Origin of the sequence: Brucella sp. HL-2 (genome assembly GCF_025846885.2) — a bacterium.
Classification (GTDB): domain Bacteria; phylum Pseudomonadota; class Alphaproteobacteria; order Rhizobiales; family Rhizobiaceae; genus Brucella; species Brucella quorumnocens.
The window spans coordinates 24,950-38,384 of the sequence record NZ_JAOYTK010000008.1; the positions used below are offsets into that span (position 1 = coordinate 24,950).

The window sequence follows — 13,435 nt, forward strand, 5'->3', positions numbered from 1 at the left end:
CTGCCTTCAGATCATTCGCAAAATTAAGGGAGCAGTCAAAACAAGTGCCCGTCGATTAATGCCGCATGGGCAACAGCTGGTTTAGTGACCATCAAATGCGTCAAAGGCAAGATCGTTTCCGTGTTTTTACCAATTTAACGCATGCAAACGCAGGGCAACGACAAAAATACGTGAAACTGTTGCAACCATGCATCTTATAAGCAGGGATAAATATGAAGCCCTACTAAACATTACATAATTCTACCCTTTTGACAAAGTGTCCGGGTGCTTTTGTGCTTCAAATGACTTTATCGCCCGAGCAATCCTATCAGCCAGCTTACGACGCCACTCAGGATTGCTGATCAGTTTCTCGTCTTCTGCATTGGAAAGATAGCCAATTTCAATCAGCACCGACGGCACATCGGGAGCTCGCAGAACCTGAAACCCGGCAAAGCGATGCGGGTTATTGATCAGGTTCACTTCCCCCTGAAGAGAACTGATAACCTTCTCGGCAAAGCTCAATGAAAATGTGTGTGTCTCGCGCCGGGTAAGGTCTAGCAGGATGTCAGCAACTTCCGGCAACTCTTCGGGAACAGCGCCGCCAACACTATCGGACTTGTTTTCGCGTTCAGCCATGGCGCGAGCGACAGAGTCAGATGCCTTGTCAGAAATGGTATAGACCGTTGCGCCACGGATATCGGTTTGATTGATGGTGTCGGCATGAATCGAAATGAAGAGATCGGCTTCTTGCTGACGCGCCAGACGCACACGCTCCGAAAGACGCAGGAAAGTGTCGTCGTCACGGGTCATCAAAACCTTGATGTTCTTTTCCTTCGCCAGGCGATCACGCAACTCTTGCCCGAAAGCGAGGGTCAAATCTTTTTCTTTAATACCGCTCAGGCTTTCCGCACCACTGTCGATGCCGCCATGACCGGGATCGACCATCACAATAAACGGTCGCGCGCCGCCAGACTCCGATAAGAGAGCTGCATTCCCATTCCCCTGTTTTCGTTCGGTTGATCCGGTGACATCGTGTTGCGATGCGAGCTTTGCAGCAAACTCTCGATCTGATGACGCGACAATATCCGCAACAAGGCGATAGCCCGGAGCGGTTTCGTTCTTGATTACTTGAATGTTTTCGACGCTGAACGGGCCACGCAGCGTTAGAATGAGGCGAGAACGGTGATTTCCGACGAGCCCATAACGCACATGAGAGACAAGCCCCCTCGCCGCCAAACTTTTCTCATCGAAACCGAAACGCGTTTCAGGAAGGTCAAAGACGAGACGATGCGGATTGCCGAACATGAGTGTCGAATATTCAGGCTCACGGTCGAACATGACGACGACGCGCATCCGCAGATCATCGCCTGCCATACGGTATGTCAGCGCCGAAAGTGGATCATTACCACTATTGGCAGCCATGGCTGAACCGGCTTGAAAAAAACCGGCGCACATCATCACCAGCAGCACGAACATGTTTCGCACCACCAACATTTTTTGAGAACCGTTTTTATTACTCAGAGAATGCATCCGTAATCGCGATCTAAATATTATGGAATAATCTTGGATCAGACATTTAAGCCATAGCCTGTGATTGCGCGCATTTCATAAATCTATCCGTACAAAATTATGGTTAACGAAGGCTTTTCTCCCCGCGTTCCACGGCCTCGGCGGGTGGTTTTGACCTCTATAATCACCTTTCGGCAAAATTACGATGAAGGTGTCAACTGATATTCATACTTGTCATAGTTCAAACGACACCATAAAAGCTAAGGTAGGTTATGGAGTAGCTGTCAGAATCGTTTGCCGGTTTTTAAAACGGAGCGCGAGGAAAGATAGCAAAAACAGTGGCGTATTGAGTTCGCCACCCAATAACCCGCACAGAATTCAACGGAATACGGCTCCCCTGCCGCCTCCGTTTTTTAATCGGCCGACTGCGCATTGATACGCGCTGTCGCCAGCGCTCTGAAAGAGCAAAGAGGTCGGCCCGGCTTTTTCGGGTCATATATGAGGTCGTTTCGTTCGGAACAGCTATGGGTCAAGCAAGACTGACCATTGCAAGCCTGAAGACCGTGACCGCCACGAGGCCATCGCGCGTAAGGACAGCAGCTTTTATTCCGACGAACCCAATATCATTCGGCAGATGCATCCCAGCCAGGACGACAGCCTTCAGGGTTTCGTCCGGCGCACGCGGCTTGCGTCCTAGCGCCGGCAGGAAAGACACTAATGTCCAACAAAATGCTTATAGATGCCTCCCACCCGGAGGAGACCCGCGTCATCGTAACGCGTGGCAACAAGATTGAAGAATTCGACTTCGAGTCAGAGCACAAGAAGCAGCTAAAGGGTAATATTTATCTCGCACGCGTCACCCGCGTCGAACCCTCTCTTCAGGCTGCTTTCGTGGAATATGGCGGCAATCGCCATGGCTTCCTCGCTTTTTCTGAAATCCATCCGGATTATTATCAGATTCCTGTTGCTGATCGTTTGGCCTTGCTCGAAGCGGAAGCCAAAGCTGCCCGGAGCGAAGACGACGAAGACGAACCAAAGGCCAAGAACAACGATCGTTCGCGTCGCAATCGCCGTCGTGGACGTCGTGATGGTCAGAATGGTGATTCGCAATCAAACGTAGCCCGTAACGGCCTGCCTGCTGCAGAACCAGTCGGACCTGATTTTGCAAACTATGTACCAGGTACGCCAGCCATCGCACTGATGAAGCAGGCTGGCCATGTCATTTCAGAAGCCATCGACGCTGACAATGGTGACGATGACGACGATTCGGAAGTCGAGAACGAAGAAGACATGGTTGAATCGGTTGGTTCCGAGGATGCGATGGAAGAACTTCCTTCGCATAGCCGCACCAATCGCCGTCAGTACAACATTCAGGAAGTCATCAAGCGCCGCCAGATCATTCTGGTACAGGTGGTCAAGGAAGAGCGCGGCAATAAGGGCGCTGCTCTGACGACCTATCTGTCGCTCGCTGGTCGCTATTCCGTCTTGATGCCAAACACCGCTCGCGGTGGTGGTATTTCGCGCAAGATCATCAATCCGCAGGACCGCAAGCGTCTCAAGGAAATCGTCAAGGAACTCGAAGTGCCGCAGGGCATGGGTGTGATCCTGCGTACGGCAGGTGCTAACCGCACCAAAGCCGAAGTAAAGCGCGATTATGAATATCTGATGCGCATGTGGGAGAACGTGCGTTCGCTGACGCTGCAATCGACTGCGCCTGCCCTCGTTTATGAGGAAGGCAGCTTGATCAAGCGCTCGATCCGCGATCTTTATAATAAAGACATCACCGAGATTCTGGTCGCAGGTGAAAACGGTTATCGCGAAGCGAAAGACTTCATGCGCATGCTCATGCCGAGCCATGCCAAGGTCGTTCAGCCTTACCGCGAACCAGTTCCTGTCTTCACGCGCTATGGCCTTGAAGCACAGCTTGATCGTATGCTTCTGCCACAGGTAACGCTGAAATCCGGCGGCTATCTCATTATCAACCAGACCGAAGCGCTGGTTGCGATAGATGTTAACTCGGGTCGTTCAACCCGCGAACATTCGATCGAAGACACGGCTCTCCAGACCAATCTGGAAGCGGCCGAAGAAGTCGCGCGTCAGCTGCGTCTGCGCGACCTTGCCGGTCTGATCGTTGTCGACTTCATCGACATGGAAGAAAAGCGCAACAATCGCGCTGTCGAAAAGAAGATGAAGGATTGCCTCAAGGACGACCGGGCTCGCATTCAGGTGGGCCGCATTTCGCATTTCGGCCTTCTCGAAATGTCGCGCCAGCGTATCCGCGCATCGGTTCTTGAAAGCACGATGCAGGTTTGCCAGCATTGCGGCGGTACAGGACATATCCGTTCTGACTCCTCAATGGCTCTGCATATCATCCGTGGCATTGAAGATTATCTCCTGCGTCATTCGGGTTACGACATCGTCGTTCGCACCCCTGCCGCATCGGCTCTTTATGTGCTGAACAACAAGCGCCAGCTGTTGGCTGATCTGGAAGGTCGTTTCGGCGCCAATATCAGCATTGACGCAGATGAAAGCGTTGGTCATCAGCATTTCGTCATCGACAAGGGCGCACCTTCGACACGTCCTGTAACCATTCAGCCTGTGCAGCCGATGGTTTATGAAGATGATTTCGAAGATCCTGAAATTCCGCTTGAGGACGACGAAGCCGAAGAAGAAATCAAGGCTGAACCACAAGCTCGCGAAGAAAGCAGCGAAGAAGGCGATCGCAAGCGTCGTCGTCGTCGCCGCCGTCGCGGTGGTCGTGATCGCGAACAGACGGAACAGACTGAATCCGGTGCAGAAGCTGCGGACGAAGATGGCGATGAGGACGAAGATACCAGCCCTCAGAGCAACGCTTCGCTGAGCGAAGAAGATCGTCGCAAGAAGCGTCGCCGTGGTCGACGTGGCGGACGCAAGAACCGTCGCGAAGACGAAATTCAGGTCAAGAAAGTACCCGATGCTGAGCCAGTAGGCTACACGCCCGTCTTCCCGCCAAAGGCAGAAGAAAAAGCTGCTGAAGGAGTCGTCAGTGAAGCCGTTGCTGTTGAAACGGTCACGGTTGAGGTGGTTCCGGCTGTTGAAGCATCAGCTGCTGAAGCTGGCGAAAAGCCTGCAAAGCCAACTCGCAAGCCACGTGGCCGCAAGGCTGCGAAAAGCGAAGAGGTTGCTTCGGACGAAGTTGTTGCAGTCGAAGCAGTAGAAGAGCCTGCAAAGCCCGCGCGCAAGACACGTTCGCGTAAGAAGCTCGCAGAGGAAGAAGCTCCTGTAGAAGCGGCCGCACCGGCTGAAGAAGCAGAAGAGATCAAGCCAAAGCGCCGCACCCGCAAGGCAGCCGCCAAGCCGGAAGTGGAAGAAGCTGTTGCTGAGACCGAAGTTGCTCCTGCTGCTGAACCACAGAAGGTTTCCGAGCCTGTCGTCACCTCGAGTGAAACCGAAGAGCAGAAGCCAAAGCGTGGTGGCTGGTGGCAGAAAAAGGGCTTTTTCTAAGCCCTGGCCGCTTAATACGTAATATAAGAAAACCGGCGGAAACGCCGGTTTTCTTTTTGCTTTATCGATTTTCTATTCAAGCTTTTTGTTGTGGAAGCCATTCTTCGAGGCGACGGACCGCTTCCTGCATTTCCTCTACCTTGCCAGCATAGGAAAAGCGCATGGTGCGATGCCCATCAACCGGATCGAAGTCGCGTCCGGGTGTAGCCGCAATATTGGTTTCAGCAATCATACGGCGTGCAAATTCCATGCTGTCATTGGTGAAACGCGAAACATCACAATAGGCGTAGAACGCACCATCCATGGGTGCCGCAAGGCTCAGTCCCATTCGAGGAAGATGATCGAGCAAAATCTGGCGGTTCTGCCGATAGCGGTCCTTCACACGTTCGAGTTCTGCTGTCGCATGAAAAGCTTCGATTGCAGCGCGCTGGGATAATTCAGGTGCCGAAATATAGAGGCTCTGTCCGAGGCGTTCGATAGCCCGAACGTCTGCACTTGGCAGAACCATCCAGCCGATGCGCCAGCCGGTCATGCAATAATATTTCGAAAACGAATTGATAATCGTCACGTCATCCGAAATCTCAAGTGCTGTAACGTCTTCTGTTTCATAAGAAAGACGGTGGTAGATCTCATCCGAAATCACGCGGATGCCAAGATCGCGGGCAGTCTCTATGATCGCCTTTAATTCAGGCTTGTCGATCACTGCACCCGTCGGGTTTGCGGGACTTGCAAACAGCACACCTTTGAGCGGCTTTTCAGCATGGGCAGCAGCAAGCGCTTTGGCTGTCAATGCGCCGGATGCTCCACCCTCATTGGCTATCTCTACGACTTCAAGACCAAGCGCTGTCAGAATGTTGCGGTAGGCGGGATAACCCGGACGCGTGATTGCAACGCGATCGCCTGGATCGAAATAGACAAGAAACGCCAGATTGAACGCGGCCGATGACCCTGTCGTAATCGCAATACGTTCAGGCGATACGGTTACGCCATAATTGTCAGCATAATGCGCGGCAATTGCTTCGCGCAGCTCTATCAGCCCAAGAGCATCGGTATAACCGATACGGCCATCTTTCAAGGCGCGTTCTGCAGCCAGCCGCACGATTTGCGGTGCCGGGTCTGCTGGCTGCCCAACTGCCATCGAAATAATCGGATGGCCCGCAGCACGGCGACGATTGGCCTCCGCCAGAACATCCATGGCGTGAAACGGTTCAACTGCGCTACGGTTGGAAAGAGTATTCAACTTAGCCTCCAAAAAAGCGGGAATGCAATGCAACTCACCCGCCCTATAATCGCCGGATTGGTAAAGCAACAGCGCTGTAGTAAAAACAGCGATGAAGATTGATATAAAGCCCTTAAACTAGGCCTGATTTGTAAGATTCGCTTTTGTTTCGTTTGAGCAGGATGAGGAGCACTATGGGGAGCATGACTGCAACTTTCATGACCAAAGCGTTTTCTTTTCAGAATGTAATGCGTCGTTCAGTTGCTGCCTTTGCAGCGCTTGCTGTCGCGGTGACAGGCGTTCTGCCTGTTCAGGCACAATCACGCGGCGGTGGTGTTCCCATCGTGCGCGATGCTGAAATTGAAGCGCTTGTCGCCGATTATGCAGCGCCGATCCTTAAAGTCGCCGGATTAGGCGGACGTGGTGTCCGTGTTATTCTCGTCAATTCTCAGAGCTTCAACGCCTTTGTCGACGGCCGTCGTATTTTCATCAATACAGGCGCCATCATGCAAGCCGAAACACCGAACGAAATCATCGGCGTTATCGCGCATGAAGCTGGACACATAGCTGGTGGACATCAGGACCGCTTGCGCGAACAGCTGAGCCGTGCGCGCACGATGGCCGTTATAGGCATGCTTCTCGGTGTAGGCGCTGGCGTTGCTGGTGCAGCGTCTGGCAGCGGTGCGGCTGCGGGTGCCGGTGGCGGCATCGCCATGGGCAGCACAGAAATGGCAATGCGCAGCCTGCTCAGCTATCAGCGCACCGAAGAAATGACTGCAGATCGACTGGCTGTGAACTACCTAAATGCCACCGGTCAATCCACGAAGGGCATGCTTGATACGTTCCAGCGTTTTGCCTCGGCGCTTTCGCTGTCGGGCACACAGATTGATCAGTATCGCATCAGCCATCCTTTGCCACGCGAGCGCATTTCCAATCTTGAGGAGCTTGCCAAAAAGAGCCCCAACTACAACAAGACGGATTCCGCAGCTCTTCAGCTCAGACATGATATGGCGCGTGCAAAAATTGCTGCCTATTCCAACAATATGGGCGCATTGCAACGCATGTTCAGGGGGAACCCTGGCGGATTACCCGCGCGCTACGGCAGTGCTATTACAACATATCTGAATGGCTCGGCGCGTTCTGCTCTTCCCAAGTTTGATGCACTCATTAAAGAGCAGCCCAAGAACCCATATTTTCAGGAAATGATGGGGGAAGTTCTGATCAAAGCCAACAATCCTCAGGGCGCTGCCAAGGCTTTCCAACGTGCCGTTGCACTCGACACACGCAAGTCCCCGCTTCTTCGGATGAGCTATGGTCGCGCTTTGATGTTGACGGGATCAAAAGCGAATATGCCGACCGCAATCAAAGAGATCAGAGCAGGCATTGCAGCCGACCCTGAATTTCCGGGCGGATATGGCTATCTCGCCCAGGCTTACGGCCAATCGGGTGATATGGCGCGTGCAGACCTTGCCACAGCCGACATGAACTATTATTCCGGCAAGCTACAGCAGGCTCAGATTTTTGCGATCCGTGCACAAAAACAGATGAAATCCGGATCGCCGGACTGGATGCGTGCGCAGGATATCATCAACGCCAAAGCAAAAAAGTAATACGCGCGGATAACGCCTTAGAGCATTTCCTGTTTAAGATGAATCGTAGAAAATGCGTCTCACTGTTTGTTTATACGCATGTCTCCCAAAATCGGTTCCCACTTTTGGGAGACATGCTCTAGATCGCCGTGCGCCCTCTTGGGCGCCACACAAGGGCGCTCTAAACTATTGAATCTACGCATCGTGCTTTCCAAAAAATCGATTCCGATTTTTGGGCCAATGCTGTAGCGATATCCCAAGCGGATTTTCAGAACGTATGAAAGTGATCGGTATGAAGAATGTAATTTTAGGCTCGATTGCGGGTGTCGTGGTTGGCGCTGCTGCTCTCGCCGCTGGTTATTATGCAGGCACTGCCCATCAACAACCAGCACCTGTCGCTGCAGCACCTATTGCAGCCCCCGCTTCATCTGACATGTCACAGCAGGCTGTTGAAAACATCGTTCGCAACTATCTGTTGCAGAACCCTGAAATCATGATTGAAGTGCAGACAGCACTTGAAACAAAGCAGGCTCAAGCTGCACAGGCACAAATCAAGGACGTATTGGCTTCCAGCCAGGACGAACTTTACAATTCACCCCATGATGCTGTTTTTGGCAATCCGAATGGTGACGTGACTGTTGTTGAGTTCTTCGATTACAATTGCGGCTATTGCAAACGCGCATTGCCAGACATGGAAGCCATCCTCAAGAACGATCCAAACGTCCGTTTCGTGATGAAAGAATTCCCGATCCTCGGTCCGGATTCCATGCGGGCGCACATCGTAGCACAAGCCTTCAGAGCGCTAATGCCAGACAAATATGCTGAGTATCACGAAGTGTTGCTCGGAGCACAAGAACGCGCCACTGAAGAGTCTGCGATTGCTGACGCGGTCACGTTGGGTGCTGACGAAGCAAAGCTGCGCGAGAAAATGAAGGACCCGGCGATCACCGGTTCTTTCCAGAGCACCTATCAGCTCGCCAGCAAGCTCAACATCACCGGCACGCCATCCTATATCATTGGAAACGAGCTTGTTCCGGGCGCGATCGGTGCGGAAGGCCTGATTGAAAGAATCGCCGCTGCACGCGCAGCAAGCAAAAGCTGATTTGATTAGAACCGTGTCTCGTGGGTGCTCGCATACATCACACGAGATGCGGTCAATAAATCATATCGCGGAAATAACTATTTTTGCCACATATTGCGTCCATTCCACAAAGAATAGCGGGAAAAACGCTGTGGTGAAACATTAGCATTGAATTAGAGGGTTTCGACTTGCATCCAAGCCCTCTATATGGAATGCGAAGTGTAATCGAAATTTCGTAATAGGCCCGTTATCGACCACGGACGAATATGGTGAAAACAGTTTTTGTTCTGAATGGCCCCAATCTCAATCTTCTAGGGAAGCGTGAGCCTGGCATATACGGTGTGGCAACGCTCGATGATATCGAAGCGAGCTGCAAGCGTGAGGCTGAACAACTGGGTCTTGAGGTCGATTTTCGCCAGACCAATTATGAAGGTGATCTGGTTAGCTGGATTCAGGAAGCGGGTGATAAAAACGCCTATGTCCTGATTAACCCAGCTGCTTACAGCCACACTTCGGTTGCTATTCATGATGCAATCCGCTCGGCCAAAGTTACGGTCGTGGAAGTGCATCTGTCGAACATTCATGCGCGTGAAGCTTTCCGGCATCACTCCTATGTCTCCGCAGTCGCCAAAGGCGTCATCTGCGGCTTTGGCGCGGAAGGATACCTGCTCGGCCTGCGCGCACTCGCGGCAATTGCCAAAGAAGAAGAAAACAACGGGCAAAGCGTAAAAGGGGCCTAATATGTCCAGCAAAACTTCCGTCATCGACAAGGAAACCATCCGCGATCTCGCGGACATCCTCAATGAAACCGACCTGACCGACATCGAAGTCGAGCATGGCGATCTGCGTATTCGCGTTTCGCGCAAGGTAACGGTTCAGGCTGCTGCCACCGTAATGCAGGCTGCACCAGTAGCTGCCGCAGCACCAGTCGCTGCTGTTGCCGCTGAACCAACCAAGGCAGAGCTGTCGAAGAACGCCGTGCCTTCGCCTATGGTTGGAACCGCCTATCTCGCCCCTGCCCCTGGAGCACGCAACTTCATTGAAGTTGGGACCCAGGTTAAGGAAGGCCAGACCCTTCTCATCATCGAAGCTATGAAGACCATGAACCAGATCGCCGCTCCACGCGCCGGTACGGTCAAGGCTATTCTGATTGAAGATGCAGCGCCTGTAGAATTCGGCGAGCCGCTCGTCGTCATCGAATAAGACGACCATCTGGTCAGAAGAACTTCGGCTTATTCAATGAACGGGCAGCAAAGCGCAATGTTTCAAAAGATACTCATAGCCAATCGTGGCGAAATCGCTCTTCGTGTGCTCAGAGCTTGTAAAGAGCTGGGCATCAAGACGGTCGCAGTTCACTCAACGGCAGATGCTGATGCAATGCACGTTCGCCTTGCCGACGAAAGCGTTTGCATTGGACCTCCTCCATCACGCGACAGCTATCTGAATATTCATCAAATCGTTGCCGCCTGCGAAATCACAGGCGCGGATGCAATCCATCCGGGCTACGGCTTCCTGTCGGAAAATGCCAAGTTTGCTGAAATTCTTGAAGCACACGGCATTACCTTCATCGGACCAACCTCGTCGCATATCCGCATCATGGGCGATAAGATCGAAGCCAAGCGCACTGCAAAGCGCCTTGGTATTCCTGTCGTGCCGGGTTCGGACGGTGGCGTTACCGATGATGTTGAAGCTGCTCGCGTTGCCAAGGAAATCGGCTACCCTGTCATCATCAAGGCATCTGCTGGTGGTGGTGGACGTGGTATGAAGGTCGCGAAAACCGAGGAAGACCTCTCTGTAGCGCTCTCAACCGCTCGTACCGAAGCCGGTGCAGCATTTGGTGACGACGCAGTCTACATCGAGAAGTATCTCGAAAAGCCGCGTCACATCGAAGTTCAGGTCATGGGCGACGGTGCTGGTAACGCAATCCATCTGGGCGAACGCGACTGCTCCTTGCAACGCCGCCACCAGAAGGTCTGGGAAGAAGCCAATTCTCCAGCGCTCAACGCAGAAGCACGCCACAAGATCGGCATGATCTGCGCCAACGCTGTGGCCGATCTCGGCTATCGCGGTGCGGGTACGATCGAATTCCTTTATGAAAACGGTGAGTTCTATTTCATTGAAATGAACACCCGTTTGCAGGTGGAACATCCGGTCACCGAAGCCATCACCGGCATCGATCTTGTTCATGAACAGATTCGTGTGGCCGCTGGTCTCGGCCTTTCGGTCAAGCAGGACGATGTGCGCTTCTCGGGTCACGCTATCGAGTGCCGCATCAATGCAGAAGATCCGCGCAACTTTACGCCATCGCCGGGTCTTATCACGCATTACCACACTCCAGGCGGTCTCGGCATTCGCGTGGATTCGGGCGTCTATTCCGGCTACCGCATCCCGCCTTACTATGACAGCCTTATCGGCAAGCTCATCGTACACGGTCGCAACCGTGTCGAATGCATGATGCGTCTGCGTCGTGCGCTTGATGAGTTCGTGGTCGATGGCGTCAAGACGACCCTGCCCCTGTTCCAGGACCTGATTTCCAATCAGGACATTGCCAATGGCGACTATGACATTCATTGGCTGGAAAAATATCTGGCCAAGCAGTCAGAAACACCAGGTGCATAAGTAAAGTGACCGCAGGAGCTTCCCCGGACGACTATTCGATCGAGCCGGAACTGCTCCTGCGGGCCTATTCCACCGGGGTTTTCCCGATGGCCGAAGAAGCGGATGATCCGGAGATTTTCTGGGTTCGTCCTGAGAAGCGCGGCATCATCCCGCTTGATGGCTTTCACATCCCGAAAAGCCTGCAAAAAACAATCCGACAAGCTATTTTTGAGATCAGGCTCGATAGTGATTTCGAGGGCGTTATCGACGGCTGCGCAAGTGGCTCCGGTGAGCGTGCACGCACATGGATCAATGGTCCGATCCGCGAAGCATACGGCAAGCTGTTTGAAGGTGGACATTGTCACACGGTCGAAGCATGGCATGACGGACAACTTGTCGGTGGGCTTTATGGCGTCACGCTTGGCCGCGCATTCTTTGGCGAGAGCATGTTTACACGGAAACGCGATGCCTCAAAGGTTTGCCTTGCCTATCTGGTGGAACATCTGAACCGGCAAGGGTTCGTCCTGCTCGATACGCAATTCACAACCGCTCATCTGGAGCGCTTCGGTGCGATAGAGGTAAGGCGTAAAAAATACGAAGTGATGCTTGAGCAAGCGCTTCAAGGCGACGCTACGTTCTGACGATGTATCGGGCAGTTTTATTTAAACTGCGCCATCACAATCGTTTGGCTTTTGGCAGTGCGTCTCCGCTTAATTATTTACGCTGATCCGGTGGCGGAACTTCAGACTTCTGCTTGCAGTCCTTCAACCACACGTCATAAATCGGGTGCTCAACAGCATTGAGACCGGGACTATCGGCAAACATCCAACCAGTGAAAATACGTCTGATCTTACGATCCAGCGTAATTTCATCGACTTCGACGAAGCCATCGGTGCGTGGCGCTTCATTTTCGGTGCGGGAATAGCAAACTTTTGGCGTCACCTGCAGCGCACCAAATTGCACAGTCTCGTTGATATAAACGTCAAAACTCGTGATGCGACCTGTAATCTTGTCCAGCCCCGAAAACTCGGCCACTGGGTTTGATATCCGTTCGGCCTGAGCAAGCTGAATGCCGCTTGTGCTTGAAAGAAGCGCGATCAGGGCAACCTGTGCCACCTTGCTGATCCAGTTCTTTCCATTGCCAGCCCTGCCGGGAGAATGCTTCGTCAAAACGGATATCCGCATCAAAATGGTGAATTAAAAAGCCGGAATAATTCCTAAGCATGAAATGTGACGATTCGTTGCCCTGCTGCAAGCAGCAATGAACCCACAGCGCCTGTGCGGCACCTCTATCCTCAAAACCTTTTGCAAACTGGCAATCGGAGATGAAAAATCCGGCGTGAAATGTCACGCCGGACCACAATTTCGGTATTTTAGTTGCCTGGTGTCCAGGCGTCGTATTCGCCGGTCACACGCGGACGCTCAGCAGGTTGCGTACCCGGAATAGCGATCGAACCTTTTGGGCGATACGCCAGCGGTGAACCCGTGAGGTTCTGCAAATGTGGCTTCTGCCAGTCGCGCGGCTGGTAATCTTCCTTGCTTGGCGGTGTATCAACGCGGTGATGCATCCAGCCATGCCAACCCGGAGGAATTGCGCTTGCTTCTGCATAGTCATTGAAAATGACCCAACGACGTGTGCGACCTTCAGAGTCCTTGCCACCCTGATAGTAGACATTGCCGAACTCGTCCTCGCCTACGCGCTCGCCCTTGCGCCACGTATGAAGGCGGGTGCCGAGCGTCTGGCCATTCCACCAGGTGAAGACTTGTATAAGAAATTTCTTCATGACCTATCCAGATCCGTTTTCGCCACAGGCAGAGTGACTGCTGGGTTTTGAACGCTTATGGCCCTATCGAAAGACCAAGGCAAGGGGCAAGTTGCCGCTGTCACAAGAGTATGATGCAGCGACAAGCCGAATTTACGTGTTGCATTATCCTACGCAAAACCGCTTCGCACTTTTGCTGGAAATGTTTTGTTTC

Annotated in this window: 12 protein-coding genes; 7 read left to right on the plus strand and 5 right to left on the minus strand. The window is 52.7% G+C overall.

Features of this window, described 5'->3' with window-relative positions; translation table 11 throughout:
- Window positions 1–240: 240 nt before the first annotated feature.
- Together OIV19_RS11615 and OIV19_RS11620 are read right to left on the minus strand one after the other, a co-directional pair.
- Entirely contained in the window at window positions 241–1,455 is a 1,215-nt protein-coding gene (locus OIV19_RS11615; RefSeq protein WP_151095455.1) for an N-acetylmuramoyl-L-alanine amidase, read from the minus strand.
- A 562-nt stretch (window positions 1,456–2,017) separates the two neighbouring features.
- Complete coding sequence (locus OIV19_RS11620) at window positions 2,018–2,203, minus strand: hypothetical protein (protein ID WP_264231724.1); 186 nt, start codon at window positions 2,201–2,203, stop codon at window positions 2,018–2,020.
- 2 nt (window positions 2,204–2,205) lie between these two features.
- On the opposite strand from OIV19_RS11620, the gene OIV19_RS11625 reads away from it, so the two are divergent.
- On the plus strand, window positions 2,206–4,971 hold the full coding sequence (locus tag OIV19_RS11625) for an Rne/Rng family ribonuclease (RefSeq protein WP_264231725.1): 2,766 nt from the start codon (window positions 2,206–2,208) through the stop codon (window positions 4,969–4,971).
- 76 nt (window positions 4,972–5,047) lie between these two features.
- Here OIV19_RS11625 and OIV19_RS11630 read toward each other — a convergent pair whose 3' ends face one another.
- Complete coding sequence (locus OIV19_RS11630) at window positions 5,048–6,211, minus strand: aminotransferase class I/II-fold pyridoxal phosphate-dependent enzyme (RefSeq protein ID WP_264231726.1); 1,164 nt, start codon at window positions 6,209–6,211, stop codon at window positions 5,048–5,050.
- Window positions 6,212–6,384: 173 nt separating this feature from the next.
- Between OIV19_RS11630 and OIV19_RS11635 the strand changes: the two genes are divergently transcribed.
- The 6 genes from OIV19_RS11635 (at window position 6,385) to aat (ending at window position 12,099) form a co-directional block, all read left to right on the plus strand.
- The gene (locus tag OIV19_RS11635; RefSeq protein WP_095446525.1) at window positions 6,385–7,800 is read left to right on the plus strand and encodes a M48 family metalloprotease; all 1,416 of its coding nucleotides are present in this window, start codon (window positions 6,385–6,387) and stop codon (window positions 7,798–7,800) included.
- A 271-nt stretch (window positions 7,801–8,071) separates the two neighbouring features.
- Window positions 8,072–8,881, plus strand: coding sequence for a DsbA family protein (locus tag OIV19_RS11640; protein WP_264231727.1), 810 nt, complete (start codon window positions 8,072–8,074; stop codon window positions 8,879–8,881).
- A 245-nt stretch (window positions 8,882–9,126) separates the two neighbouring features.
- The gene (aroQ, locus tag OIV19_RS11645) at window positions 9,127–9,600 is read left to right on the plus strand and encodes a type II 3-dehydroquinate dehydratase (protein ID WP_095446524.1); all 474 of its coding nucleotides are present in this window, start codon (window positions 9,127–9,129) and stop codon (window positions 9,598–9,600) included.
- A 1-nt stretch (window position 9,601) separates the two neighbouring features.
- Complete coding sequence (gene accB, locus OIV19_RS11650; RefSeq protein WP_095446523.1) at window positions 9,602–10,063, plus strand: acetyl-CoA carboxylase biotin carboxyl carrier protein; 462 nt, start codon at window positions 9,602–9,604, stop codon at window positions 10,061–10,063.
- A gap of 57 nt (window positions 10,064–10,120) precedes the next feature.
- Window positions 10,121–11,479, plus strand: coding sequence for an acetyl-CoA carboxylase biotin carboxylase subunit (accC, locus tag OIV19_RS11655; RefSeq protein WP_095446522.1), 1,359 nt, complete (start codon window positions 10,121–10,123; stop codon window positions 11,477–11,479).
- A gap of 50 nt (window positions 11,480–11,529) precedes the next feature.
- On the plus strand, window positions 11,530–12,099 hold the full coding sequence (gene aat / locus OIV19_RS11660; RefSeq protein WP_264231814.1) for a leucyl/phenylalanyl-tRNA--protein transferase: 570 nt from the start codon (window positions 11,530–11,532) through the stop codon (window positions 12,097–12,099).
- A gap of 73 nt (window positions 12,100–12,172) precedes the next feature.
- Here the strand turns inward: aat and OIV19_RS11665 are convergent, their stop codons facing one another.
- A complete protein-coding gene (locus OIV19_RS11665; RefSeq protein ID WP_264231728.1) occupies window positions 12,173–12,643 on the minus strand; it encodes a DUF2155 domain-containing protein in 471 nt (156 codons plus the stop codon).
- A gap of 188 nt (window positions 12,644–12,831) precedes the next feature.
- Window positions 12,832–13,242: an NADH:ubiquinone oxidoreductase subunit NDUFA12 gene (locus OIV19_RS11670; protein ID WP_264231729.1), complete on the minus strand. Its 411-nt coding sequence runs from the start codon at window positions 13,240–13,242 to the stop codon at window positions 12,832–12,834.
- Between the last annotated feature and the right edge of the window lie 193 nt (window positions 13,243–13,435).

Excerpts from the sequence above, each read along its gene's own strand:
- OIV19_RS11615 (WP_151095455.1), bottom strand. The coding sequence starts at position 1,455 with ATGTTCGTGCTGCTGGTGATGATGTGCGCCGGTTTTTTTCAAGCCGGT.
- OIV19_RS11625 (WP_264231725.1), top strand. The coding sequence starts at position 2,206 with ATGTCCAACAAAATGCTTATAGATGCCTCCCACCCGGAGGAGACCCGC.
- OIV19_RS11635 (WP_095446525.1), top strand. The coding sequence starts at position 6,385 with ATGGGGAGCATGACTGCAACTTTCATGACCAAAGCGTTTTCTTTTCAG.
- OIV19_RS11640 (WP_264231727.1), top strand. The coding sequence starts at position 8,072 with ATGAAGAATGTAATTTTAGGCTCGATTGCGGGTGTCGTGGTTGGCGCT.
- aroQ (WP_095446524.1), top strand. The coding sequence starts at position 9,127 with ATGGTGAAAACAGTTTTTGTTCTGAATGGCCCCAATCTCAATCTTCTA.
- accB (WP_095446523.1), top strand. The coding sequence starts at position 9,602 with ATGTCCAGCAAAACTTCCGTCATCGACAAGGAAACCATCCGCGATCTC.
- accC (WP_095446522.1), top strand. The coding sequence starts at position 10,121 with ATGTTTCAAAAGATACTCATAGCCAATCGTGGCGAAATCGCTCTTCGT.
- OIV19_RS11665 (WP_264231728.1), bottom strand. The coding sequence starts at position 12,643 with ATGCGGATATCCGTTTTGACGAAGCATTCTCCCGGCAGGGCTGGCAAT.
- OIV19_RS11670 (WP_264231729.1), bottom strand. The coding sequence starts at position 13,242 with ATGAAGAAATTTCTTATACAAGTCTTCACCTGGTGGAATGGCCAGACG.